21 protein-coding genes are annotated in these 22,772 nt (G+C 70.9%); 12 read left to right on the top strand and 9 right to left on the bottom strand.

What is annotated here, in order from left to right:
• Positions 1-51 precede the first annotated feature (51 nt).
• Complete coding sequence (locus ACFOM9_RS10295; RefSeq protein ID WP_386709918.1) at positions 52-1,839, bottom strand: Mbeg1-like protein; 1,788 nt, start codon at positions 1,837-1,839, stop codon at positions 52-54.
• Positions 1,840-1,991: 152 nt separating this feature from the next.
• On the opposite strand from ACFOM9_RS10295, the gene ACFOM9_RS10290 reads away from it, so the two are divergent.
• Entirely contained in the window at positions 1,992-3,053 is a 1,062-nt protein-coding gene (locus ACFOM9_RS10290; protein WP_386709915.1) for a hypothetical protein, read from the top strand.
• 161 nt (positions 3,054-3,214) lie between these two features.
• Here ACFOM9_RS10290 and ACFOM9_RS10285 read toward each other — a convergent pair whose 3' ends face one another.
• The 5 genes from ACFOM9_RS10285 to ACFOM9_RS10265 are packed head-to-tail and all read right to left on the bottom strand — an operon-like array spanning position 3,215 to position 8,435.
• Positions 3,215-4,483, bottom strand: coding sequence for an ABC transporter permease (locus ACFOM9_RS10285; RefSeq protein WP_386709913.1), 1,269 nt, complete (start codon positions 4,481-4,483; stop codon positions 3,215-3,217).
• Complete coding sequence (locus ACFOM9_RS10280; protein ID WP_386709910.1) at positions 4,480-5,793, bottom strand: efflux RND transporter periplasmic adaptor subunit; 1,314 nt, start codon at positions 5,791-5,793, stop codon at positions 4,480-4,482. The genes ACFOM9_RS10285 and ACFOM9_RS10280 overlap by 4 nt, the downstream gene beginning before the upstream one ends.
• Positions 5,790-6,767, bottom strand: coding sequence for an HlyD family secretion protein (locus ACFOM9_RS10275; protein ID WP_386709908.1), 978 nt, complete (start codon positions 6,765-6,767; stop codon positions 5,790-5,792). Before ACFOM9_RS10275 ends, ACFOM9_RS10280 begins: the two co-directional genes overlap by 4 nt.
• Positions 6,764-7,774: an HlyD family secretion protein gene (locus tag ACFOM9_RS10270; protein WP_386709905.1), complete on the bottom strand. Its 1,011-nt coding sequence runs from the start codon at positions 7,772-7,774 to the stop codon at positions 6,764-6,766. Before ACFOM9_RS10270 ends, ACFOM9_RS10275 begins: the two co-directional genes overlap by 4 nt.
• Positions 7,761-8,435 (bottom strand): ABC transporter ATP-binding protein, encoded by a 675-nt coding sequence (locus ACFOM9_RS10265; protein ID WP_386709902.1) that lies wholly within the window; start codon positions 8,433-8,435, stop codon positions 7,761-7,763. Before ACFOM9_RS10265 ends, ACFOM9_RS10270 begins: the two co-directional genes overlap by 14 nt.
• 195 nt (positions 8,436-8,630) lie before the next feature.
• Between ACFOM9_RS10265 and ACFOM9_RS10260 the strand changes: the two genes are divergently transcribed.
• From ACFOM9_RS10260 to ACFOM9_RS10245, 4 genes are all read left to right on the top strand, one after another.
• Positions 8,631-9,260 carry a nucleotide-binding protein gene (locus tag ACFOM9_RS10260; RefSeq protein ID WP_386709899.1) on the top strand — a complete coding sequence of 210 codons (630 nt, stop codon included), beginning with the start codon at positions 8,631-8,633 and terminating at the stop codon, positions 9,258-9,260.
• A 106-nt stretch (positions 9,261-9,366) separates the two neighbouring features.
• Positions 9,367-9,843 (top strand): SixA phosphatase family protein, encoded by a 477-nt coding sequence (locus ACFOM9_RS10255; protein ID WP_386709896.1) that lies wholly within the window; start codon positions 9,367-9,369, stop codon positions 9,841-9,843.
• Entirely contained in the window at positions 9,834-10,415 is a 582-nt protein-coding gene (locus tag ACFOM9_RS10250; RefSeq protein ID WP_386709893.1) for a YceI family protein, read from the top strand. Before ACFOM9_RS10255 ends, ACFOM9_RS10250 begins: the two co-directional genes overlap by 10 nt.
• Positions 10,412-12,328 (top strand): phospholipase D family protein, encoded by a 1,917-nt coding sequence (locus ACFOM9_RS10245; RefSeq protein ID WP_386709890.1) that lies wholly within the window; start codon positions 10,412-10,414, stop codon positions 12,326-12,328. Before ACFOM9_RS10250 ends, ACFOM9_RS10245 begins: the two co-directional genes overlap by 4 nt.
• 18 nt (positions 12,329-12,346) lie before the next feature.
• Here ACFOM9_RS10245 and ACFOM9_RS10240 read toward each other — a convergent pair whose 3' ends face one another.
• Positions 12,347-14,191: an XVIPCD domain-containing protein gene (locus ACFOM9_RS10240; RefSeq protein WP_386709886.1), complete on the bottom strand. Its 1,845-nt coding sequence runs from the start codon at positions 14,189-14,191 to the stop codon at positions 12,347-12,349.
• Between the two features lie 25 nt (positions 14,192-14,216).
• Positions 14,217-14,852, bottom strand: coding sequence for a hypothetical protein (locus tag ACFOM9_RS10235; protein ID WP_386709883.1), 636 nt, complete (start codon positions 14,850-14,852; stop codon positions 14,217-14,219).
• Between the two features lie 386 nt (positions 14,853-15,238).
• On the opposite strand from ACFOM9_RS10235, the gene ACFOM9_RS10230 reads away from it, so the two are divergent.
• From ACFOM9_RS10230 to ACFOM9_RS10200, 7 genes are all read left to right on the top strand, one after another.
• A complete protein-coding gene (locus ACFOM9_RS10230; protein ID WP_386709880.1) occupies positions 15,239-15,442 on the top strand; it encodes a hypothetical protein in 204 nt (67 codons plus the stop codon).
• Positions 15,443-15,543: 101 nt separating this feature from the next.
• Entirely contained in the window at positions 15,544-16,155 is a 612-nt protein-coding gene (locus ACFOM9_RS10225; protein ID WP_386709877.1) for a YkvA family protein, read from the top strand.
• A 91-nt stretch (positions 16,156-16,246) separates the two neighbouring features.
• Positions 16,247-16,609, top strand: coding sequence for a hotdog fold thioesterase (locus tag ACFOM9_RS10220; protein ID WP_386711019.1), 363 nt, complete (start codon positions 16,247-16,249; stop codon positions 16,607-16,609).
• A 141-nt stretch (positions 16,610-16,750) separates the two neighbouring features.
• Positions 16,751-17,662 (top strand): lysophospholipid acyltransferase family protein, encoded by a 912-nt coding sequence (locus ACFOM9_RS10215; RefSeq protein ID WP_386711017.1) that lies wholly within the window; start codon positions 16,751-16,753, stop codon positions 17,660-17,662.
• A 77-nt stretch (positions 17,663-17,739) separates the two neighbouring features.
• Positions 17,740-18,747 (top strand): YheT family hydrolase, encoded by a 1,008-nt coding sequence (locus ACFOM9_RS10210; RefSeq protein WP_386711014.1) that lies wholly within the window; start codon positions 17,740-17,742, stop codon positions 18,745-18,747.
• Positions 18,748-18,811: 64 nt separating this feature from the next.
• Entirely contained in the window at positions 18,812-20,887 is a 2,076-nt protein-coding gene (locus tag ACFOM9_RS10205; RefSeq protein ID WP_386709874.1) for a tetratricopeptide repeat protein, read from the top strand.
• Between the two features lie 64 nt (positions 20,888-20,951).
• On the top strand, positions 20,952-21,563 hold the full coding sequence (locus tag ACFOM9_RS10200) for a YbhB/YbcL family Raf kinase inhibitor-like protein (RefSeq protein WP_386711011.1): 612 nt from the start codon (positions 20,952-20,954) through the stop codon (positions 21,561-21,563).
• 92 nt (positions 21,564-21,655) lie between these two features.
• Here the strand turns inward: ACFOM9_RS10200 and ACFOM9_RS10195 are convergent, their stop codons facing one another.
• Positions 21,656-22,468 (bottom strand): undecaprenyl-diphosphate phosphatase, encoded by an 813-nt coding sequence (locus tag ACFOM9_RS10195; protein WP_386709871.1) that lies wholly within the window; start codon positions 22,466-22,468, stop codon positions 21,656-21,658.
• Between the last annotated feature and the right edge of the window lie 304 nt (positions 22,469-22,772).

Below are 22,772 nucleotides of genomic sequence, written 5' to 3'. Positions count from 1 at the left end.
CCGCACGTTACACCGTCAGGCCGCGGCTCGCGCCGAAGCCCGCGGCCGCGCTCAGAACCACTTCAGCGGATTGAGCTTGCCCGCGACATCGGAGATGCCCTGGCCGACGTCGCCGACGAAGCCGGACACCGCTTCCACGCCGTCGCCGACCGCGTCGGCCACCGTGTCGACCACCTTGCCGGCGCCATCGGCCACGTCGCTGACCACCTTGCCGCTGCCTTCGACGAAGCCGGCCACTGCGTCGAACGGCTGTTCGAGGCCGACCTGCTCGCCGAGGTCGCGCAGCATGTTGCCGCCGGCGTTGGTCGCGTTCTGCACGGTGTCGCCGGCGAAGCCGAGGACGCCGGAGGCGGCGTCGCCAACCGTGTCGATGCCGCCGTCGAGGACGCTGCCGATCACGTCGAAGGTGCCTTCGACCAGGTCGCCCTTGGCGAGTTCGTTGCTGACCGCGTCGGAGATCCCGTCGACGGTTTCGCTGACGTTGCCGCGCACGTCGCCGACCAGGTCGCTGCCCTGACGGGCGAGGTTGCCGAGCTGGTTGAGGTTGAATTCGCCCAGGTTTTCCAGCGCATCCCGACCGACGTTGCCAGTGAAGCCGATGACCGGCTCGGCGACGTTGCCGAGCAGGTCCAGGCCGCCGTCGACGACCGCGCCGGCGAGGTCGCCGGTGTTGCGCGCCAGTGCGCCCGCGCCGTCGAGGACCGTGCCGGCGACCCAGCTGCCGGGGAACAGGCCGGGATTGCCGCGCAGCACCGAGCCTGCGGTATCGAGCAGGCGATCGGCGCCGTGGCCGAGGTCGGAGAGCAGGTGGCCCCCCTGGTCGCCCAGGGTATCTAGGCCGTCGTTGACCGCGGCGCCGGCGCGCTCGGGCGCGGTGGGGCGGTTGGCCGGATCGTAGGGAGTGTTCTGGCGCAGCGCTTCGACATACGACGCGCCGTCGCCGCCGCCGCCGTGCAGCTTGGCCAGATCGAAGCCGGTGTCGGCCGGCGGATCGACCCGCAATTCGTGTCCGATGGCGTTGGGCGGGGAAATCAGGCCGAGGACCGGAATCGGCAGCGCCGGGATGTCCTGCTGCGCGCCGTTGAGCGGATCGCCGTTGACGATGTAGCGCCGCAGCTGGCCGCTGTCGGCCGTCGAGTCGCGCACCGCATTGGGATTGAAGCCCAGCGATTCGAGCGTTTCGTTGCTCAGGCCGGCGGCGTTGAACGTGACGCCCGAAGCGCCGGTGGCGAGCGCGGCGGCCGAGGCCAGGCCGCCGCCGAGCGAGTGGCCGGTGACCACGACGTTGCCATCGCCGAACACGTGCTCGGCGCGCTGCGCCAGCGCGATGGCGTCGCTGTACTGCCCGGTCTGGAAGCCCAGGCCCTGCAGGCCGTTGTCGTCGGCGTCGCCGGGATTGGCCAGGCCCCAGTTGTCGGTGCCGCGGTAGGCGACGACGTACTGGCCCTGGTCGTTCTGGTAGATCGCCGCGTCGAAGCCGTTGGAGGTGCTCAGCAGCGCCGGGTCGATCGGAATCTCGCGACCCTGCGCGTCGACCAGCGCAGTTCCGGCTTCGTTGGACTCCAGCCGGTTCCAGCCCGCATCCTGCAGAGCCTGTTCGGTCAGCGGGTTGTCGGCGGCGTAGGCGTCGTTGGCCATCATCGCCAGCTGCTGGTCGAGGTCGGCCTGCGGCTGGGTACCCGCGGCCTGGCCGCTGAACGTGCCATCGCCCTTGGGGAACGTGTCGGCGGGCTGGAACGCCAGCGGACGCGGGCCCTGGGACAGATGGGTCGGCGACAGGTTGGCCTGCGACAGCAGCGAACTGGCATACGGCTGCGCGCGTTCCTGGGCGATGAGCATCTGCGGTCTCCGACACGGATGGATAGTCGCAGGCTAGGCCCGAGCTGAACGCGCCGACAGCTGGGACGGACCCTAGGGTCTGCCGCCTGCGCGTGCGCGGCACGGCCGGCGGGTTATCGTGATTGGCATCCGTTCGACAGGAAGCCTGCCCGATGACGCCCCGCCCGATCACGACCTGCCTGCTCGCCGCATTGCTGTGTGGCGCTTCCGCGGCCGCGGCGCAGACGCCCGGGTACGACGACCGGCAGATGGATGCCGGGGAGGCGGCGCAACTGCAGGTGATGCGGGAAGCGGTCGCGGCCTACGAGCGCACCGCGGTCGAACTGGCTGCCAGCGGCAAGCCACGCGACCTGGCTTTCGCTGCGAGCCTGCTGCAACTGGCCACGCAGGCTCCCCGTGATGCGTCACCCGGCGGCGATGCACCGTCGCAGTCCAGCCCGCGCGATCCGCGCGTGGCACGGTGGCTGCAGCTGGCCTCGGCGCGAGCCGGCAGCGACGTGCTGGCCAACATGCTGGTGCTGCAGGCCGCCGATGGTGTCGATGCCGCGATCCGCACCCGGGCGGCCGACCGCTGGCGGCAAGTGGAACCGGACAACCTTGCGCCGCTGCTGGCCAGCGGCAGCGCGGTCGATTCGTGGTTGCCGAACGCGGACACCTACGCGCGGTGGGACTTCCACTATTACGAGCAGCTGCGCTGGACGCAGGCGACGCTCGCCGCGCACCCGCCGCGCGCCGACGAAGCGGAGATCCTGGGTGGCGAGGACCTGGCGCCCGACGCGGCGGCCGCGGTCACCGCCGCCTCCATCCTGGCAGCCGTGGCCATGCCCGCGCTGAACCCTGTCTACGCCGCCTGTCATGGCGATGCCCTCGAGGCCACGCCCACGCGCGCTGCCGACTGCCACCACGTCGGCCAGGTTGCCGCGGAGCGATCGGACACCAGCCTGGCCACGTCTTTCGGGCTTTCGTTGCTGCAGGCCACCGGGGCATCGCCTGCGCAGCTGGCTCAGGTGCAGGAAAAGCGCCGGCGACAGGACTGGCGAATGCTCGAATGGGGCCGCATCTCCGCGTCCCAGCCCGACCAGGGTGCGGCGCAGTTCGCGCGCCTGCTGCGCGACCCTGCGGTGCGCAGCGAGCAGGACCTGATCGATCGCGTGCTCGCCGAAGCGCAGGTGCCGCTCGATCCGCCCGAAGGCTGGCAACCGCCACGCCGCTGAACCAGCGCACGGCGGGCGCGGCTTCAGCCGCGGCTTCCTGTCCAGCCAAAGAGCGATCCTGCCGGGGCGGCTTTGATCGCGCGCTTTCCTGGATGGTGCCTGTTCACCAGAGAGCTCGCGGCTGAAGCCGCTCCCACATCGCCGCAGCGGCGGTGGCCGCGCTACTCGTGCCGCAGCGCGGCGATGGGATCCAACCGCGCCGCCTGACGGGCCGGGTACACGCCGAAGGCGAGCCCGACCAGCGCGCAGACCGTGGTCGACAGCAGGATCGGCACCGGGGCCCACGCCACCTGCCACCCGGCGAATGCGGCGATCGCGTAGGCCAGCGCGGTGCCGAACAGCAGCCCCAGCAGCGCGCCAGAGATGCAGATCACGCTCGCCTCGCGCAGGAACTGCGCGATCACGTCGCGCCGGCGCGCGCCCAGTGCGCGCAGCAGGCCGATCTCGCGGCGGCGCTCGAGCACGTTGGCCAGCATGATGTTCATGATGCCGATGCCGCCGACCACCAGGCTGATCACTGCGATCGCGCCCATCACCACCTGGAAGATGCGCTGGGTCTGCTGGTGCTGGCGGAACAGCTGCTGCGGCACCACCAGCTCGTAGTCGGCCTCGCCGCCATGGCGCTGCTCGAGCACGGCCCCGAGCACGCCGGCGCCGGCGGCCAGCCGCGCGGGGTCGTCGATCCGCAGCCAGAAGCGGTCGAGCTGGTCGTCCTGCGGCTGGAACCGGAAGCGCGCCAGCGCGCTGGCCAGCGGCAGGTAGACGCGGTTGCTTTCCAGTCCCAGCTGCACGCCCTCGAACTGGTCCTTGCCCAGGTCGCGGTCGGCCAGCACGCCCACCACTTCCACCCAGACGTGGTTGACCTTGACCAGCTGGCCGACCGGGTCGCTGCCGCCGGGACCATTGCTGTCCGGGAACAGGTCGGTGGCGGCCTGGTGGCCGAGCACTGCCACCGCCGCCAGCGCGTCGTCGTCGGCCTGCGTCAGCGCGCGCCCGTTGGCGATGCGCAGCGACGACAGCGCGAAGTAGTCCGGGCTCACGCCGCTGGCCTGGGCATCGCTGCGGCCGTGGTCGCTGAAGATGGCGTAGGTCTTGACCGCCTTCTCGGCGGCGTAGCGCTCGGCGCCCGGCACCACCGCCAGCGCGGCGCGCGCGTCGGCCAGGCTCAGGCCCAGGCTGCGCTCGCGGGTTTCGCGGCGCGCGTCCTCGTCCTGGGTGCGGGCCTGGGCGATCAGGTTGTGCAGGCCCAGGCTCTCGACCAGTCGCAGCGCCTCGCGGCGGCTGCCTTCGCCCACCGCCTGCATCGCCACGATCGCGCCGACGCCGAACACCAGGCCAAGCAGGGTCAGCCCGGTGCGCAGGCGCCGGCGCCAGAGCTCTTCGACGGCTTCGCGCCAGACCGGTGGCAGCACGGCGAGCAGGCGGGTCATGGGCGGTCCGCCTCCGCTGCATCCCCATCGGCGGCGGCGCCATCCGCGCCAGCGCCGGCTCTCCTATCCGGCTTGCCGTCGCCGGCCGTCTCGTCGTTGGCGTCATCTTCGGGCACGGCGGCGTTCGCCAGCAGCACCTGATCGCCCGGCGACAGTCCGGACAGCACCTGCGTGCGCGCGACTCCGCGTACGCCCAGCTTGACCTTGCGCCACGCGAAATCGTGGCCGTCGCGTACCCGCACCATCAGCGCACCCTGGTGGCTGCGCAGGGCAACGTTCGGCACGCTGATCGCCTTCGCCGCGTCGAGCTGGATGACCCGCGCCCGCATCTGCTGGCCGGGCACCAGTCCCAGTCGCGCCGCGGCCTGGGGCGGCACCGGGGCGCGCATCGACAGGTACTTCACCGGGTCGCTGCGGCTGCGCGACTTCGGCGCGCTGGCCACCCACGACAGCTTGCTGGCGATCTTGTCGGCGGGCCGGCCGAGCGGAAACATCTCCACCGCCTGGCCCAGGCGCACGCCCTGCGATTCGAGCTGCGGCAGCGACAGCTCGATTTCCATCGCCGCCGCGTCGGGCAGGCTGCCGAATTCGCTGCCGGCGTACAGCGACGCCCCGGTCGCCGGCTTCACCCCGGACCAGCTGGCGCTGAGCATCAGCACGCCGTCGTTGGGTGCGCGCAGTTCCAGCGCGTCGAGGTCCTCGCGGCGCGCCCTGGCATCGAGGTCGAAGGTCGCGCGCTGGGCGTCGAGCAGGGCCAGCTCGGCGCCGCCGCGGACGCTGGCCTGGCCGCGCTGCCAGAGCAGCGTGTCCTGCCGCGCCTCGAGGTAGTGGACGTCCTCGATCGCGTCGAGCACTTCGTTGCGCGCCAGCGTGCTCAGGTCGGCGCCGGCGTAGCGGCGCGCGATGGCCAGGCCGGTGGCGACCTGCGCCATGTCCACGCCGACCCGCCCCTGCGCGCTGGCCAGTTCCTCGTCCTTGGCCGCGCGCGCCAGTGCGTTGCGCTGCAGATCGACCAGTGCCTGCGCCAGGTCCTGCTCGCTTTCCTCGCTGCTGAAGCGGGCGATCAGCGCGCCCTTCTTCACCCGGCTGCCTTCGGGCAGCATCCATTCGATCCGGCGCGAGGACCAGCCGTTGCCGGGCACCTGCAGCGGCGTCGGCTTGGACGAGCGCAGCACGCCGTCGCCGCGCGCTTCCAGCAGCAGCGGGCCGGCGGCGACCGTCTCGGTCACCGGCGGCGCGGGTGCTTCGCCACAGCCCGCCAGCAGCAGCGCGGCGACCAGCGGCCATGCGCGGGCGAGGCGCGGGTTCACGGCGCAACCTTCGCGGCGAGGTCGGGCACGGTCAGCTCCACCCGCACGGTCTGGCCGGGTTTGAGCCTGGCGTCGGGATCGTCGAGGCGGATTTCCACATCCATCACCGGGATCGGCTGCACCTGCGACTTGCTGCGCACGGTGCGCCCGATCGAGGCGACCTTGGCCGGAAACACGCCCCCGCCGCCCTCCACCCGGACACGCGCCGCCAGGCCAGGACGCACGCGCAGATAGTCGCGTTCGGGCAGCTCCGCACGCACCGCCAGCGTGGCCGGGTCGGGAATTTCGGCGATGGTCTGGCCGCGCCAGACTTGGCTGCCGACGTCGAACTTGTCGCCGTTCCAGCTGCTGCGGTGCATGAGGATGCCGCTGCGCGGCGCGGCGATGGACAGGTCGGCCTGGGCCTTGCCCAGGCGCGCGACGTCCGCGCTGAGCTGGGCGATCTCCGAGCGCACCAGGCGCAGCTCCTGGGTGCGCTGCTGCGCGTTGGCGCGCTCGAGCTCGCGCGCCAGCGCCAGCTTGCGCTCGGCTTGGGCGCGTGCGACCACGAGCTTGCGGTATTCGATGCCTGCGATCAGTTCCTGCGGTTGCTCGGTCTTGCGCGCGGCCTTCTGCAGCTCGGCGCGCGCCTTTTCGGTGTCGAGGCGGCTGCTGCGCTCGCGTTCGGCCAGTTCCAGCTGCAGGCGGTCGAGTTCGCGCTGCTTTTCCTGCAGCTTGCTGTTTTTCTCGGCCAGCGACTTCATCACCGAGCTGGCGTCGAACGCCACCGCCACCGCGCCCTTCTCCAGCGGCGCGCCGTCGGGCGCCAGCTGGGTGATGTTGAACTGCCAGATGCCCTCGACCATCGGCGGCATGATCTGCGCGCTGCGGCGGGCGTAGACCTCGCCGTCGATGCGCAGTGTTTCGGCCGCGCCCGGCATCGCCGCGGCGAGCAGCGCGGCGGCGAGCGGCAGGCCGGCCAGCCGCGGCTTCACGGCGCGGCTCCGGTGGCGCGCCCGGCGCCCGGCGCGGGGGCGATGACGCGCACGCTCATGCCGGGCAGCAGCGCCAGGCCGGTCTTCTGCGGCAGGTCGATGTCGATCACGAAGTAGCTGCCGTTGCCCCATTCGGCGCGCGGCTCCGGGGCGCCGGCGATGCCGCGGATGCGGCCGTCGACGCTGCGGCCGGGCAGGGCGTCGAACGCCAGCCGTACCGTCTGTCCCACGCGCAGCCCGCGGCGATCGGGTTCCAGCGCCCAGGCGCGGACCTGCATGGCGCTGCCCGGCGCCACCACCTGGCCGGCCTCGCTGCCGGGCATGGCCGAGGATCCTTCGTCGATGCGTCCGCCGAGCCAGTTGTTGTTGTAGCCGTGCACCACCACCCCGTCGCGGGTGGCGCGCACCTCGGCGTTCTCGGCCAAGGCGGCGTAATAGTCGCGCTTGAGCTGCAGTTTCTTCACCTCCAGCGCGCTGTCGCGGCGCTGGCGTTCCACGGCCTCCCGCGCGGCCACCAGCTCGGACTGCTTGAGCGCGGACTCGCGGGTGGTGCGGTCGAGCTCGCCCTGGTAGCGGTCGTAATCCAAGCCGGAAACCAGCTCGCGCGGCAGCCCGGCGTCCAGGCGCGCGGTGTCCAGTTCGGCCCGGGCGTCGACGACCGCGGATTCGGCCTCCAACGCCTTGACCTGCAGTTCCGCCAGCGCCTTGGCGGCAGTGGCCTGCGCCTGTTCGATCTGGGCGTCGAGTTCGGGCAACTGCGAGGCCGCCTGGCCGGGGTCGATGCGCAGCACCGGCTCGCCCTGCTTCACCGGCTCGCCTTCGGCGACGAAGAACCGGATGACCACCGGCGCGGTGTTGGAGAACGGCACGTACAGGACCTGGGCGTCGGTCGCGCGGACCTCGCCGGTCAGAACCACGGCGGCGGCTCGTGGCGCGGCCGCGACGAACAGCAGCGCCAGCAGCAGCTGGGCGTGCCGCGCGGCGCGCATGCGGTCAGCGCCGGACATCGGCCTCGATCCTGCCGTCGTGGAGGCGGATTTCGCGCGGCGCGTGCACGGCGACGTCGCGGTCGTGGGTCACCAGCACCACGGTCTGGCCGCTCTTGTGCACTTCGTCGATCAGGCCGAGCACGTCCGCGGCGCTCTTCGAGTCGAGGTTGCCTGTGGGCTCGTCGGCCAGCAGCAGCGCAGGCTGGAGCAGCAGCGCGCGGGCGATGGCCGCACGCTGCATCTGCCCGCCCGACAGTTCGCCCGGGCGGTGGTCGCCGCGGTCGCCGAGGCCGACGCGGTCGAGCAGTTCGCGCGCCCGCTCATGTGCGCCGGCGGGCGGCTGGCGGTGGAAGCGCAGCGGCAGCAGCACGTTTTCCAGCACAGACAGCCGCGGCAGCAGGTGGAAACTCTGGAACACGAAGCCGATCCGGCGGTTGCGGATGTCGCTGCTGGCTTCGTCGTCGAGCGTGGCCACATCGCGGCCCTCGACCAGGTAGCGGCCGCTGCTGGGGCGGTCGAGGCACCCCAGGATGTTGAGCAGGCTCGACTTCCCCGAGCCGGAGGGCCCGGTGACGGCGACGAATTCGCCGGCCGTGATCGCCACGTCGACCGCGACCAGCGCGTGCACGGTCTGCCCGCTCATCGCGTAGGTGCGGTGCACCTGCTGCAATTCGATCATGGCGCGGTTCTCGTCGCGCGTGGTCCGCGCATTCTTCCCTGCTGCAAGACCACACTTCGAGACCGCGTCGCGCACCGTCGGTTCCCCATGCCGGGAGGATAGCGAGCGTCGCGCCGCGGCGTCGAGGCGCCTCGGTCGCGGCTGCCTCCGGCGCGGTGTACCCTCGCGGATCGTTTCGTCGACCGGAGGAAGCGCATGAAGACAGTGCTGGTGGCCAGTTCCAAGGGCGGTGTCGGCAAGACCACGATCGCAACCCACCTCGCCGCGCAGTCGGCGCTGTCGGGGCAGCGCACGGTCCTGGTCGATGCCGACCCGCAGCGATCCTCGACCCGCTGGGCCGAGCGCAGGGCGGGACTGGACAGCGCGGTGCTGCCGCTCGACGGCCTCGGCAAGGGCTGGCACCGCTCGGTGCCCGAGGACGCCCAGCGGGTGGTCATCGACGCCCCCGCCGGCGCCATGCGCGGCGAGCTCGATGGCTTCCTCGAGCACGCCGACGCGCTGGTGGTGCCGGTGCTGCCGTCATCGCTGGACATCGACGCCACGGTGCCGTTCCTCAACTCGCTGTCCAAGCACCCGCGCATCCGCCGCGGCCAGCTGCGGGTCGGCCTGGTCGGCAACAAGCTCAAGCCGTGGACCAATGCCTCGCAGCAGGCGCTGGAACTGCTCGCGCAGTGGCCCTACCCGATGGTCGCCCAGCTGCGCGACAGCCAGGCGTACGTGGTGCTGGTGGGACTGGGCAAGAGCCTGTTCGACTACCATTCGGCGCAGGTCCGCGACCACCAGGAGGACTGGCAGCCGCTGCTACGCTGGTTGAAGAAGTCGTGACCGGTACCAGGGACCGGGGACAGCAGGCGCTGGACATCACGGCCCCGTCCTTCCCGAGCCTGCAGCCTGCACCTCACGCGTCACCCGCCTCCTGGAACCTGCCCGAATGCGCGAATTGATCCTGCTGCGCCACGCCCACGCCGAGCCTCCCGCCCCCGGGCAACCAGACCTCGACCGGCCGCTGTCGGCCGAGGGCAACGCCGAGGCCGAAGCCGCCGGCCGCTGGCTGCAGGAGCACGGCCTGGTGCCCGACCTGGCCCTGTGCTCGCCATCGCGGCGCACCCGCGAGACGCTCGAAGCCGTGCTCGGGCAGGTCGGCTACGTCGACCAGCGCCTGGACGACGATGTCTACGAAGCCTCGCCGGGCACCCTGGCGGCGCTGGTCGACCGCCACCGGGCCGTCGACCGGCTGCTGGTGGTGGGCCACAACCCGGGCCTCGAACGCCTGGTCGCGCTGATGCACAGCGGCCAGTCCGGCGATTACCGCGGCATGCCGCCGGGCGGCATCGCGGTGCTGTCCCTGCCGAAGGAAGGCGAGATCGAACCGGGCATCGCGACCCTGTCCGCGTTCTGGTGGCCGTGACCCCACGGGGACCCGTTGCGGCGCTCGCCGCCGCCTGCCTGACCCTTGCGCTGCTGCTGGCCACCGCGCGCGCCGCCGGGATCGACCCGGCCACTTCCGCGATCGGTTTCACCCTGAAGACGCGCTGGGGCAAGACCCTGGTCGGCCATTTCCCGCGCTACGAAGGCGAGGTCGCGGTGCTGCCCGATGGCCGCCACCAGGTGCGGTTGCGGCTGGCCGCGGCCGAGGTCGAGATCGACGGCAGTTCCACCTTCACCCGCCTGACCCGGGGCGAGGGCTTCTTCGAGGCCGATCGCTATGAGTGGATCGAGTTCGTGTCCGACCCGTATTCGACCGACCTGACCCGCCATGGCGGCCGGCTCGGCGGCCAGGTCACGATCCGCGGCGTGGAGCGGCGCGAGAGCTTCGCGATCCGCCCGGCGGCCTGCGAGCGCCCCGGGGTGGACTGCGACATCCTCGCCCGCGGCAGCATCAATCGCGGCGACTACGGCATGGGCCGCTGGGGCTTCGCGCTGGCGGACAAGGTGGTGTTCTCGCTGCGCGTGCGCACGCTGCCCGAGGGTGGTGCATGACGCCGCGCACCGCAGGGCACCCGGCGCGCTGGCTGCTGCCCGTCCTGCTGCTGGCGGCGTCCGCGTGCACCAGCCTGTCGCCGCTGCAGCGCGAACGTGCGCTGCAGGTGGCGGCGCAGGCGCAGTCCAGTGTCGACACCTGCGAACGCGCCGACGCCTGCGCCGATCCGTCCCCGCTGCGCGCACTGGGCACCCGGGCCTACGCCCAGAGCGCCCCCGGGGCGCCGCACCATTACGCGCTGCTGCTCGACTATGGCCAGGATTCGCTGCTGGCCCGCTTGAACCTGATCCGCAGCGCGAACCGCGAGATCGACCTGCAGACCTACATCTTCGACGAGGACGATGCCGGCCAACTGGTGCTCGGCGAACTGCTGGCCGCGGCGCGGCGCGGGGTCCGCGTGCGGGTGCTGATCGACCAGCTCTCTGCGCTGCGGCACGTCGACACCCTCGCCGCGCTGGCCGGGGCGCACCGCAACTTCGAGCTGCGCATCTACAACCCGGTGCTCGGCCGCGCGCACATCAACTACCCGCAATACGTGCTGGCCGCGGCGTGCTGCTGGCGACGCCTGAACCAGCGCATGCACGGCAAGCTGCTGCTGGTCGACGGCATCGTCGGCATCACCGGCGGGCGCAACTACCAGGACGACTATTACGACTGGGATCCGGTCTACAACTTCCGCGACCGCGACGTGCTGGTGGCCGGACCGGCGACGAGCGAGATGGGCGAGAACTTCGAGGCGTTCTGGAGCGCGCGCCGGACGCGCCGCATCGCCGAACTGGTCGACGTCGGCAAGCGCCTGCTGCGCGAAGGCGTGCCGCCGCTGCCGCCGCCCGCGTTCGAGCAACCTGCGCGCGCGCAGCGGATGGCCCGCGATGCCGCCGATGACGCTCTGGTCGACCGGCGGCTGGTGTCGGAGGCGCTGCCCGTGGGCGAGGTCGAGTTCATTGCCGACCTGCCGCGCAAGCACCGGCGCTCGCGCGAGGACGAGGTCGCCGCCTCTACCCACGGCCTGCGCGAACTGATCGCGTCGGCGCGCTCCGAAGTGCTGCTGCAGACCCCGTACCTGGTGCTGTCGCCGGCCGCGCAGGACCTGTTCCGCGAGCTGCACGAGCGCGACGACCCACCGCGGGTGCTGGTCTCGACCAACAGCCTGGCCGCGACCGACGCGTTCATCACCTACGCGCTGTCGTACAAATACAAGCGCCGCTTCCTGCGCGACTTCGGCTTCGAGATCCACGAGTTCAAGCCGTTCCCGGCCGACGCGCCGATCGACCCGGAGGCCACGGGCGCCTTCGGCGTGTCGTGGCGGGAGGACGGTACGCCGGTGTTCACCCAAGTGCCGAAGGCCGACGGCGGCCGCCGCCCGCTGGGGCGCGAATACTCCGCGCTGCGCTGGTCGGGCTTCTCGGCCAACGAGCCGGTGCCGCTGGCCCGCGGCGGCGTGCGCTGGGGGCTGCACGCGAAGTCGATGGTGATCGACGAGCGCATCGGCGTGGTCGGCACCCACAACTTCGATCCGCGCGGCGACCACTACAACACCGAGAGCGCGGTGGTGATCGACGACCCCGCGTTCGCCAAGGCCCTCGCCGACAGCATCCGCCGCGACATGGCGCCGGCCAACGCCTGGACCATCGCCCGCCGCGACAAGCCCCCGGTCTTTTCCGGCCTCGAGTACTCGCTGGCCAAGGTGTCAGAGGCGCTGCCGATCTTCGACCTGTGGCCGGTGCGCTATGCCACCAGCTACGAGTTCGTCCCCGGGCCGGACTGTCCGCTGCCGCTGCCGCCGACGGATCCGGGATTCCGGAAATGCTACGAACCGGTCGGCGATTTCCCGGAGGTCAGCCTGGGGCTGAAGTCGCTGATGACGCGGATCTTCACCGCGTTCGGGGCGGGGTTGGCGCCGATTCTTTGAGCGGGCTTGCGGCTCGCCCTACATCGAAATCGGGTGGCTGGCGCGGACTGCGCCGTCGAGGTCGTGCACCGGTGATCGTGCTTCCGACTGCGCCTGTTCGGCGGCGCGGCTGGCCGACTGCAGGCGTTCGTCCGACTGCTCAACCGGGGTCCGGATCGCGTCCTCCACCCGCACCGCTACGCGCTTGTGCGCGGGATCGTCCAGGCGCCCCTGGACCGCGAAGATGTTGCCCGTCGTGCCCAGCACCACGTGGTCGACGCGGACCAATACCTCGGCCGTCGTTGCAGTGCCGGCAGCAGGCGGCGCCTGGCGATGCCCCTTGCAGGCGGCCAGCAGGCTGCGGCTGATCCGTTCGCTCATCGCGTCGTGGGGCTTGCCCAGGCGGGCGTCGATGTCGCGCACGCCAGTGCGGATCTGCTCCAGCATGGCGTGGTCGGGGTGTCCCGCGTCATCGGGGCCGCGACGCGCGGATGCCGGAGCGACCGGCACATGCTGGTGGTCGTGGGTCGGATGGACGCTGCCATCCTGGGTGTGGTCGAAGTGGTGCAGGCTCGCTGGCGTGGTCGAGCTGTCGTAGTAGGGCCGGCGCGCCCGGTTGCGGCCCAGGTCCAACCCTTCCATTTCGATCAGGTCTTCCTTCAGGCCAAGGCCCGCCATGTCGGCGGCGATCCGCGGCGCGCCGCCCCGGTGGCGCACGCCAGCGCGGTCCTCGGCAGCGAGGATCCGCTCCCAGGCCCAGGCGCCGTAGTAGTTGGTGTAATCCGCGGTCGGCCGGGGATTGCCGGCCAGGTCCCGATGCTCGCCGATGCCGACCGATCGCTGGCCGGGCTGCGTGTAGTTGGGCGACGGGCGATCGAAGTAGTGCCGGCCCATTGCGGCGACGTTGGCCGGCGTCTGTGACAGCGTGCCGTCGGGGTTGAAGGTGAGGCCGGGGTTTGGCAAGGCACGATTCGTCACCGGATCAAAAGTCACGAAATCCCGGATCCTGTCGTTATTCGTGTTGAACATGAGGTCCAATCCATTGATGCCTGGATTTCCCTGTCTTTCCCTACTCAGCAGTGCATTCCAGCCCGCAATCTCAGCCTTGGCTTCGTCCTCGCGTCCGGCTTGGATATAGGCATCCAGCTCGTCCGTGTAGTCGTGCACAGGACTCCGGACGCCGGCCTGCTGCTGGATGTTCGCGAGGAAGGCCCGGGTCGCCTCGGCTTTGGCCTGGTGGTTGACGCCATGCTGGAGCTCGTGCCCCATCACGAACGTCAGGTCCCGCGCGTCGTATCGGCCCTGCGGACTGCCGGCGGAACCGGTCTGCAGCACGTGCGCCGGCAGGTTCATCGCCTTGGCCGTGTCCCTGCCATCGTAGGTCGCGCCAGCGGACATCGCCGGGTCTAGGATGGCGAACCGCTCCAGGTGCCCCTGCCTGACCGCGGCCTTCGCCTGCCCGGCGAGTACCGGTGAGCCGTTGAGGGTGGACTGCAGGTTGTCCAGCATGTCGGTGCTGACGACGTGGGATCGATTGGCCAGGTCGCGATAGCTCTGGTGGGCGAAGTCGACCGACATCGACTGCAGCCCGATCACCGACCGCAGGTCGTCGCTGGGGGCGTTGCCGCCGGCTTGAAAACTGGCGACCGGCAGGAAGACGAGGCCGGTCGGTTTGTCGTAACGGCCGATCGCGGTGGCATTGCCGGCGGCTTCGAGTGCGTAGCCGGTGACCCGGCCGAGCGCGGCATCCTGGTTGAGTCGCGCGAGCCGATCGGCGTCGGCGGTCAGCGCGGCGCGAAGCTGGGCCTCCTGGTCGGGTGTCGTACCCGGTTGGGCCGCGAACTGCGCAAGCGCGGCTTCGAGTTGCGGATTGGGCTTGGCCATCCCGGGCTCCTTCCCTGGATCAGGATCAGTTCAATGTACCGATGGATTTCACGCAAAGCCGGCCGGACTCGCCGGCGATCACGTTCTGCGGAATGATCGAGAGCGTGATGTCGTTCTTGTAGTAGCGCCAGCTCTGCAACTGGCCGATCTCGCCGTGGATTGGCATGTCGCGGTAACCCATCGCTTTGAGCGCAGCGTGGTAGTGGTCGAAGTCCAAGGCGCAAACAGCAGACATGTCGGCGAAACTCTCCCCCGCCTTTCCAAAGTCCAGTGCCACGCCTTGCTTGAGAGAAGGTGATGCAGGGACGTGCCAAAGGGAGTAATACCAGCCGCCGCCCAAGGCTTCGCTATGGGCGTAGCGCTGGCCGCCTTCGACGCGGAAAAGCGCGATGCCGGTGACTTTCCTGATTCGGTCCAGACTCAGATCACTCCGCGATTCCAACCCCTCGATCAGCTTCAGGAACCGTTTGCCGACCTCCTCGGCGGTAAGCGTCGGGTTGTCGCTTGGTGCAACAGGTGCGGTCATGGCGGCGGCCTCCTGTGCCGGCACTGGGGAGGGGAGCAGATTGGAGTGGGCGCAGCCGGACAGGAACACGGCGGAAGAAACCAGGAGCAGCGTCACCGTAAGTCGGTGCGCGTCTGCGTTGCGGCACGAACTCATCGATTGCGTTCCTTCGCATGGCCTGTGGCGAGTCTATCCAATGCGTATCGGGTGCGGCCGCGATGGCCATCACGCCGTGTCCGGCCGGCAGCCTTGGCTGGCGCCAATCCCACCCCTGATGCCATGACGCGCCCCCAGGCGTGGGCGCAAAGCCAGACCGGCCCGGGGATGAGGAGCGGAGCTGGGGTGATCGCAGGTCAGCCTCCGTGGACCGTGGCATTGGTCATGCCAACCGCCCAGCGCAGCCGCCGCATCCAAACCGGACAAGCACTGCAGCCCATCCGGGCCTCGACCCGCTGACGAGGGGTGACTTCCGGCCCATGGCGGACTCGTCTCGGTGTTGTAGTCTACCAACACACCAAATCACATCCCCCAGGAGATCCACCATGACCATCCAGACTTCCCATGCCGCCAAGACCTTCCCGCGTTCGCAGGTTGCCGCGCCGGCCACCACCGTGGTCGTCGCCGCCGCGTACCGCAACAAGTACCCGAAGCGCGACTTCGGCGTCGGCTACGGCAGCAGCAGTGGCTACGCCAGCGGCAAGCGCTATGCGAGCGACTGGGGCAACGCGCTCTTCCGTTGCGGCTGAGCCAGGCTGCAGCACTGCCGCTGCTTCAAGTTCTGTTGACGCGTGCGCGTGCGGCGCCCTAGTCTTCGCAGTCTTTCCCGCCGCCCCCTTCCGGACCCGTCATGTCGATCTCATTGACCATCGATCTCAGCGATCGCGACCTCGAGCATTTCAACAAGGCGATGGAGGCCTCGCGCAAGGCCGCGGAAGGCAAGACGCCCGAGGAGGTCGTGGCGGCAGCCGGCTCGCTGCTGGCCGATGCGCAGAAGGTGCACGTTCCGGACTTCGTCCGCGAGCGCCTGCTGCAGCTCGACGACATGATCGCCATGGTCCGCGACAAGGGCTGGAACATGCAGGACGAAGACCGCCAGCGCGTGATGTCGGCGCTGGTCTATTTCGTCGATCCGAAGGACGTGATCCCCGACAACGTCGAAGTCCTGGGCTTCCTCGACGACGCGATCATGATCGAGCTGTGCGTGCGCGAACTGCGCCACGAGCTCGACGCCTACGACGATTTCTGCGAATTCCGCGCCCACGAGGCGAAGAAGCGCGGCATCGAGCCGTCCACCGTGGGCCAGGCGCAATGGCTGGACAGCCGCCGCGAGGAGCTGGTCGACCGGATGCACGCACGACGCGAACGCGATGTCGGCATCGGCTACGGCAGCAGCAGCGGCTACGGTGCCAAGCGCAGCTACACGCGCGCCTGGCGTCCGGGGATGTTCACCTTCAAGTGAGCCGCTGCCGTTGCGCGCCGGCCGTTCCGGCGTGATCTTCCGCAAGGCCGCCAGCCTCGACGCACTCAATGCCTCCTCGCGCAACACCGCGATGGAGGCGCTGGGCATCGTTTTCACCGAGATCGGCGAGGACTTCGTGCGCGGCACGATGCCGGTCGACGCGCGTACCCACCAGCCTTATGGCCTGTTGCACGGCGGCGCTTCGGTGCTGCTGGCCGAGACGCTGGGCAGCAGCGCCGGCAACCTGTGCGTGGCCGATGACGCGATGTGCGTGGGCATCGAGATCAACGCCAACCACCTGGCCGGCGTGCGCGAAGGTTTCGTCACCGGCACCGCGCGGCCGCTGCACGTGGGGCGCAGCACCCAGGTCTGGGAAATCCGCATCGAGGACGACCGCGGCCGCCTGGCCTGCGTGTCGCGCCTGACCCTGGCGGTGGTGCCGCGGCGCGCATAGCTGGCGGACATCGGCGGCCTTGTCGGTGTCAGCGAAGTCGAGGGAATGGCCATGGCCGCGTTGCCCCGCACGGCGGCACATCGTTCCATCGCGGCGATGGCCGTCTCGCGCTTCGCCGACCCTGCCTGCGGAGCTGCGGGCCTGCGGTCGCAGCTTTCGATTCCTCGCCCGGCGGGCATCCGGTATCGTGCGCGCATGACTTTGCAGCCTTCCCCCGTCCAGCCCGGCGCGCCGGCGTCGGACGGCACCGTCGTGCGCGCGTGGCGCTACCTGTACCGGGTGCCGTTCCTGGTGTGGCACATCCTGGTCGACCTGCCGGTCACGCTGCTGTTGATGATGCCGCCGTGGGGAGCCCGCGAATTTGGCGGCGCGCGCCTGGACCATCGGATGGTCCGTGCCTGGTCGTCCGGATTGCTGCGCGCGTTCGGCTTTCGCCTCGTCCGCATCGGCACGCCGGTGCCGGCGGCCACGCTGTTCGTTGCCAACCATGTCAGCTGGGTCGACATCGTCACCCTGCACAGCCAGCGGATGATGGGCTTCGTCGCCAAGCGCGAGATCGCGAGCTGGCCGCTGGTGGGCTGGCTGGCGTCGCGCGGCGAGACGATCTTCCACCAGCGCGGCAGCACCGAATCGCTCGGCGGCGTGCTGCAGGTGATGCTGGCGCGGCTGCGCTCGGGGCACTCGGTCGGCGTGTTCCCGGAAGGGCGCACCCGCGACGGCCGCGAGGTCGGCCCGTTCCATGCGCGCATCTTCCTGGCGGCGGTCGAGGCCGGTGCGCCGGTGCAGCCGGTGGCGCTGCGCTACGGCGCCGACGGCAGTGCGCAGACGATCGTGGCGTTCCAGCCGAAGGAAAGCTTCCTCGGCAACTTCCTGCGCCTGATCGGCGAGCCGCCGCGGGTGGTCGAAGTGGTGTTCCTGCCGCCGATCGTGCCCGGCGACGCCGAGGGGCGCCGCCGCATCGCCGAGCTCGCGCGTGCGCGCATCGTCGCCGCGATGCAGGGCGGCGCGACGGGCCAGGCGGGTCCATCGGCCGAGCCCGGGCGCCGGGAATAACCGCGATGCCGGAGCCCCTGGAGCCCATCGCCCAGGCGCCCGCGATGGAAGCGGGGGCGCCAAGGGCGGAGTCCCGGATCGCCGCCTCCGGCTACCGACCGCCAGCGTGGCTGCGCAACCGCCACGTGCAGTCGATCCTGGCCGGCAGCCCGCTGCGGCGCATGCGCGGCGCGCGCGGTCTGGCGCGGATCGGCGCGGTCAGCAGCGGGCACATGATCGATGGCGGCGACGGCGTGCGCCTGCACGGCCTGCACACCACGCTGCCCGGGATGCGTCCGCGCGGGCTCGCGCTGCTGCTGCACGGCTGGGAAGGCAGCACCGAATCGAGTTACATGCGCATGACTGCGGTGCAACTGCTGCTGCGCGGGTTCGAGGTGTTCCGGCTCAACTTCCGCGACCACGGCGACACCCACCACCTCAACGAGGCGCTGTTCCATTCCAACCGCATCGACGAGGTGGTGCACGCGGCCTGCGACATCGCGCGCCGCTTCCTGCCCGCGGATGGAACCGCGCGGCCGATGGTCGCGGCCGGGCATTCGCTGGGGGGCAACTTCGTGCTGCGCCTGGCGCTGCGGGCGTCGTCCGCGGGGCTGGACCTGGCGCGCGTGGCCGCGGTGTGCCCGGTGCTGGATCCGGCGCGCACGATGTTGCAGATGGAACGCGGCACGCCGATGTACATGCGCTACTTCGAGAAGAAGTGGCGCGCTTCGCTGCAGCGCAAGCGCCGGCTGTTCCCCGAGCGCCACGACTTCGACGACGCGACGCTGAAGCTGCACATGCGCGAGCTGACGCAATGGCTGGTGCAGCGGCACACCGACTTCGGCACTTTGGACAACTATTTCGACGGCTATTCGATCGCCGGCGACCGGCTGGCGCCGCTGGCGGTGCCGACCGACATCCTGATGGCGGCCGACGATCCGGTGATCCCGATCGAGGATTTCCACGCCCTGGTGCTGCCCGCGCGGGCGCGGCTGGAAATCGCGCAGTGGGGCGGGCACTGCGGTTTCCTCGAGAACGTGCATCTGGACGGCTTCGCCGAGCGCTGGGTGGCCGAGCGCCTCGCGGCGGCCCTGCCTGCCGACTGAAGCCCCGTCGCGGGTGGCCGCTAGAATGGCCGGATTCCGGGCGCCGCCCGCCGACCATTTCCCCATGCAAGCAGATATCCTCGACGCGCTCCGGCGCGGGGCGAACGAAGACGCGCTGTCGCTCGCCCGCGCCGCGATCGCCGACCACCCCGAAGACCCGCAGGCGCACCGCGCGCTGGCGATGGCGCTGCGCGCGAGTGGCGACGGCGATGCCGCCCTGGCCAGCATCGACCGCGCCATCGCGCTGGCCCCGGACGACGCCGACCTGCATTTCCACCGTGCCGGCTACCTGCTGCACGGCAGCCGGCTGGATGCCGCGCAGGCGGCGCTGTCACAGACCGTGCAGCTCGACCCCAACCAGTTCGGCGCCTATGTCATGCAGGCGCAGCTGGCGCTGATGCGCGGCGACCTGGACGAAGCCGAACGGCAGGCGCGGCTGGCCGAGCGCGTGTCGCCGCGCCATCCCTGGACGCAGCTGCTCCACGGCAGCATCGCGCTGGAGCGCGGCGACGCCGACGCGGCGCTGGTGCTGCTGTCGCAGGCGTCGAAGGCGGCGCCGGAAGACGCGCAGATCCGCTACGCCCTGGGCTTCGCCTACCTGGGCAAAGGCCATCTGGCATTCGCCGAACAGGCCTTCCGCAGCACGCTGGAAACGATGCCGACGACGCGCGGGCTGCGCCCGCTGCTGGCCGAACTGCTGCGCCGCCAGGGCCGGCCGGGCGAGGCCGCCGACGAGCTGGCGCCGCTGCTCGACCGCGATGACGTCACCCCGGGCCTGCACCGCTTCGCGGGCGAGCTGGAGCTGGCCGCCGGCCGCCACGAGCGCGCGCTGCCGTGGTTGCGCCGCGCGCTGGCCACGCAGCCGGACGATGCGCGCACGCTCGAGGCGCTGTACGAGGCGCTGCGCCGCAATGGCGATCGCGACATGGCGCGCAGCGTGTTCGACGCCGCGTTGGCGACCTCGCCGCAGGCCGCGATGCTGTGGCAGGCGCGGCTGGCCGTGGAGGACGCGGCCGATCCGGCCGCGCTGGACCTGGCCCAGCGTTGGCTGGCGCAGATGCCCGAGTCGCTGCCCGCGCTGGAGGCGAACATGGCGCTGCTGGGCATGCGCCGCGAGACCGAGGCCGCCGAGGCGATCGCGCACCGCATCGTGGTGCTCGCTCCGGGCCACCGGCTGGCGCAGATGCGCATCGCCGACCGGCTGGTCGCACGCGATCCGGACGCCGGCTTCGCCCATATCGAGTCGCTGCTGGCACAGGCGCAGGACGAAGACGTGCGCCGCGAGCTGCGCAGCTGGATGGGCCACGCGCAGCAGCGCGCTGGCCGCTTCGAAGCCGCGGTTGCGACGTGGGCCGGCCTGCATGCCGACGCCGCGCCGCGCAGCTTGCCGCTGCCCGAACCCACGGCGCCCGATCCCGCGCTGCCGCCGATGGCCATGCCGGCCGCGGATGCGCCCGCGGTGGCGTTCCTGGCCGGCGCGCCGGGTTCGGGCGTCGAGCGCCTGGCCGCGGTGCTGGCAGGCACGGTGCCGGCGTTCCGCAGCGACCGATTCGAGGCCGGGCGGGCTCCGGAGGACCTGCTGCAGAATTTCCGCGTCGCCTCGCGGCTGTCCGACGGTGAGCTGGACGCCGCCACCGTGGCGCGAGACTGGCGCGACCACCTGCCCGCGCGCGGCGTGCCAAACGGCGAGGTGATCGACTGGCTGCTGTGGTGGGACAACGCGCTGCTGCCGATGCTGCGCAGCGAGGTGCCGCAGGCCAACGTCGTGATCGCGCTGCGCGATCCGCGCGACATGCTGCTGGACTGGCTGGCGTTCGGCGCCAGGCTGCAGCTGCGGGTCGAGTCGCCGCTGCAGATGGGCCGCTGGCTGGCGCGCCATCTCGAGCATGTCGCGGTCCTGCACGAGCGTTCGCCGGTGCTCTACGCGCTGGTGAAGATGGACGAGATCCACGCCGACGGCGGCGCGGTCGCCGCTGCGCTGGGCGCCGCGCTGCGCGCCCACATCGCCACGCCGCCGGCGGGGCTGTTCGGGCCGCCGCATTTCGCCGCCGGCCACTGGCGCGAGTTCGCCGGCGCGCTGGCCGAACCGTTCGCCCTGCTGGCGCCGGTGGCGCAGCGCCTGGGCTATCCCGAGGCCTGATCGAAGCGTTCAATCAAAGTCTTGTTGGATGCTGGAGGAGGACATCGTCATGCAAACGCACCCCATGCGGATCCACAGCAGCAGTTTCGAGCCCGGCAAACCGATCGCGGAGGAGTTCGCGCTCGGCGCGTCCGGAGGGTTCGGCGGCAACCGCAATCCGCAGCTCGCCTGGGAGCACGCGCCGCCCGCGACCCGCTCGTTTGCGCTGCTGTGCATCGACGCCGACGCCCCGACCGATCCCTCGCTGGCCGGCCGCGACGACGTGGAGATCCCGGTCGCGCATCCGCGCGGGGAGTTCGTGCACTGGGTGATGGCGGACATTCCGGCGAACGTGCGCGAACTCGCGGCGGGCAGCTGCAGCGACGGCGTCGACAAGGGCGGCAAGCGCGCGCCCCGGGGCCCGGCGGGCGCGCGCCAGGGACTCAACGACTACACCGGCTGGTTCGCGAACAGCGACGACATGCGCGGCGACTATCTCGGCTACGACGGCCCGTATCCGCCGCCGAACGACCTCCGAGTGCATCGCTATTTCTTCCGCCTGTTCGCGCTCGACGTGGACACGCTGGCGTTGCCGGAGCGGTTTGCCGCGGGCGACGTGTTCCGCGCCATGCACGGCCACGTGCTGGCCGAGGCCTCGGTGCACGGCACCTATTCGCTGCATCCCGGCGCCGGTTGATCGGCGGCCGGGCGCTGCGGCGTGGCAGTCGCGGGGTGGATGGAGCTGGCCGACACGCAGTGGCGTGATTCGACCCGCGCCGAAGCCTCAGCTCAGCCGGCGGTGGCCGCCGGCACCAGCAGCAACAGCGCCGCGCCCAGCGCCACTCGGTAGACCGCGAACGCGGTGAAGCGGTGTGACTGGATGTAGCGCAGCAGCCACTTCACCGCGATGAAGGCGGTGACCGCCGAAGCCACGAAGGCGATGGCAAGCGCGGTCCAGTCCTCGTGCATGGCCTCGCCGCTGCGCACGACGTCGACCAGTTCGTAGGCGGTCGCCGCGAACATCGTCGGGATGCCGACCAGGAACGCGAACTCGGTGGCCGCCACCCGGCTGGTGGTGCCGAACAGCAGGGCGACGAAGATCGTGGCCGCCGAGCGCGAGGTACCGGGGAACACGCCGGCCACCACCTGCGCGATGCCGACCAGGATCGCCACCGTCCAGCTGATCGCGCTGCGTTCGCCCAGCGCCTGCGCCCGCTTCGCCGCGAAATGCTCGGCCGCCACCATCCACGCGCCGCCCAAGATCAGCGCCCAGGCGATCGGCTCGATCCGGTCGGGCAGCTCGAAGCCCAGCTTCTTGACGATCACCCCGAGCACGCAGGTCACGCCGAACGCGGCGCCGAGCTTGAAGGCGTAGTCGCGGTTGTCCGGTTCGCGCAGGCCCACCAGCAGCTGCCACAGCCGCTGCCGGTAGATCAGCGCGACGGCGAGGATGGCGCCGGCCTGGATGCCGATGTTGAACAGGTCGCTGCGGTGCCCCAGCCAGCGCTCCGCGATCAGCAGGTGGCCGGTGCTGGAAATCGGCAGGAATTCGGTGATGCCTTCGATGATGCCCAGCAGCAGGGCGGCGAGCAGATCGTTCACGACAGACCGATGTTGGGGAAGGGCGGCACAGGATACGGGAACCCGATCGCGCTCCGGCCGCGGCAGGTCGCGCCCTCGGGCTGTCGACCGCAAGCCGGCGACCGGTGTCGCGTTGGCCATCGCTCTGCTGTCCGGCCAGCTTTGCTGCCGTGGGCAACCAATCCGCACCAACTTGAAGCGCCACGTCCAAGTACTGCACCCGATTGGTGCGAAGTACTGTTCTTGTGTCAAGACATCCCAGCAAAATCAATAACTTGCATCTCAATGGACTTGGCACGTCGCTTGCGACAAGCAGCACCATCCT

The sequence above is a fragment of the Luteimonas notoginsengisoli genome, assembly GCF_042648885.1.
Lineage (GTDB): Bacteria > Pseudomonadota > Gammaproteobacteria > Xanthomonadales > Xanthomonadaceae > Luteimonas > Luteimonas notoginsengisoli.
Note: the sequence above shows the minus strand (reverse complement) of the source record. Positions and strands in the feature narration are given on the sequence as shown.

Coding starts and splice junctions, on each gene's coding strand:
- ACFOM9_RS10295 (WP_386709918.1), bottom strand. CDS start 1,839: ATGCTCATCGCCCAGGAACGCGCGCAGCCGTATGCCAGTTCGCTGCTG.
- ACFOM9_RS10290 (WP_386709915.1), top strand. CDS start 1,992: ATGACGCCCCGCCCGATCACGACCTGCCTGCTCGCCGCATTGCTGTGT.
- ACFOM9_RS10285 (WP_386709913.1), bottom strand. CDS start 4,483: ATGACCCGCCTGCTCGCCGTGCTGCCACCGGTCTGGCGCGAAGCCGTC.
- ACFOM9_RS10270 (WP_386709905.1), bottom strand. CDS start 7,774: ATGTCCGGCGCTGACCGCATGCGCGCCGCGCGGCACGCCCAGCTGCTG.
- ACFOM9_RS10265 (WP_386709902.1), bottom strand. CDS start 8,435: ATGATCGAATTGCAGCAGGTGCACCGCACCTACGCGATGAGCGGGCAG.
- ACFOM9_RS10260 (WP_386709899.1), top strand. CDS start 8,631: ATGAAGACAGTGCTGGTGGCCAGTTCCAAGGGCGGTGTCGGCAAGACC.
- ACFOM9_RS10255 (WP_386709896.1), top strand. CDS start 9,367: ATGCGCGAATTGATCCTGCTGCGCCACGCCCACGCCGAGCCTCCCGCC.
- ACFOM9_RS10245 (WP_386709890.1), top strand. CDS start 10,412: ATGACGCCGCGCACCGCAGGGCACCCGGCGCGCTGGCTGCTGCCCGTC.
- ACFOM9_RS10240 (WP_386709886.1), bottom strand. CDS start 14,191: ATGGCCAAGCCCAATCCGCAACTCGAAGCCGCGCTTGCGCAGTTCGCG.
- ACFOM9_RS10235 (WP_386709883.1), bottom strand. CDS start 14,852: ATGAGTTCGTGCCGCAACGCAGACGCGCACCGACTTACGGTGACGCTG.
- ACFOM9_RS10230 (WP_386709880.1), top strand. CDS start 15,239: ATGACCATCCAGACTTCCCATGCCGCCAAGACCTTCCCGCGTTCGCAG.
- ACFOM9_RS10225 (WP_386709877.1), top strand. CDS start 15,544: ATGTCGATCTCATTGACCATCGATCTCAGCGATCGCGACCTCGAGCAT.
- ACFOM9_RS10220 (WP_386711019.1), top strand. CDS start 16,247: ATGGAGGCGCTGGGCATCGTTTTCACCGAGATCGGCGAGGACTTCGTG.
- ACFOM9_RS10205 (WP_386709874.1), top strand. CDS start 18,812: ATGCAAGCAGATATCCTCGACGCGCTCCGGCGCGGGGCGAACGAAGAC.
- ACFOM9_RS10200 (WP_386711011.1), top strand. CDS start 20,952: ATGCGGATCCACAGCAGCAGTTTCGAGCCCGGCAAACCGATCGCGGAG.